We start from the raw sequence: 441 nt of genomic DNA on the forward strand, positions 1-441 counted from the left end.
TCAAGGCCGCCAAGGAAAGCGCCGGCAAGACCGCGATCGTCTCGGGCTGCGGCTACGGCACCGAGATCGCCAAGGGCATCGCGCGCTCGGTCGAGGCGGCGGGTGGCGACGGTATCCTCCTGCTGCCGCACTACCTGATCGACGCGCCGCAGGAAGGGCTCTACGCCCACGTCAAGGCGGTCTGCGACGCCACCGGCATGGGCGTCATGGTCTACAACCGCGACAACGCCGTGCTGCAGGCCGACACGCTGGCGCGGCTCTGCGACGCCTGCCCGAACCTCGTCGGCTTCAAGGACGGCACCGGCGATATCGGCCTGGTGCGGCAGATCACCGCCAAGATGGGCGACCGGCTGACCTACCTCGGCGGCATGCCGACGGCGGAGCTGTTTGCCGAGGCCTATCTCGGCGCGGGCTTCACCACCTACAGTTCGGCGGTGTTCA

General features: G+C 68.9%; 1 protein-coding gene. It reads left to right on the plus strand.

Features of this window, described 5'->3' with window-relative positions; translation table 11 throughout:
• The coding region (locus tag CLG85_RS27195) for a dihydrodipicolinate synthase family protein (RefSeq protein WP_260350401.1) at positions 1–441 on the plus strand (441 nt) is incomplete at both ends.

Source organism: Alloyangia mangrovi (assembly GCF_002300555.2).
Lineage (GTDB): Bacteria > Pseudomonadota > Alphaproteobacteria > Rhodobacterales > Rhodobacteraceae > Salipiger > Salipiger mangrovi.